The sequence below is a fragment of the Porphyromonas sp. HMSC077F02 genome (assembly GCF_001815465.1).
GTDB classification, from domain to species: Bacteria; Bacteroidota; Bacteroidia; order Bacteroidales; family Porphyromonadaceae; genus Porphyromonas_A; species Porphyromonas_A somerae.
In genome coordinates, this window is record NZ_KV820644.1 from 1 (window position 1) to 266 (window position 266).

Here is a 266-nt window from a genome sequence, read left to right on the forward strand (position 1 = left end):
CTTAAAGCGAATGATAAAGCGAGCGAGAAGCTCATCCATCACTCAGACAGAGGCTGCCAGTATGCCAGCCACCAGTATGTAGATATCCTTAAAAAGAATGACATAGATATAAGTATGACAGAAACCCCAGATCCCAAAGATAATGCACAAGCAGAGAGGATCAATAACACTATAAAGAATGAGCTCTTAAAAGGCAAACGTTTTAAAACCATCAAAGAGGCAAAGGCTGAATTAACCTCAGTCATAGAGTTTTACAACACAAAAAG

1 protein-coding gene is annotated in these 266 nt (G+C 39.1%); it reads left to right on the forward strand.

What is annotated here, in order from left to right:
* Positions 1-108 precede the first annotated feature (108 nt).
* The coding region (locus tag HMPREF3027_RS09845) for an integrase core domain-containing protein (RefSeq protein ID WP_371440873.1) at positions 109-266 on the forward strand (158 nt) is incomplete at its 3' end.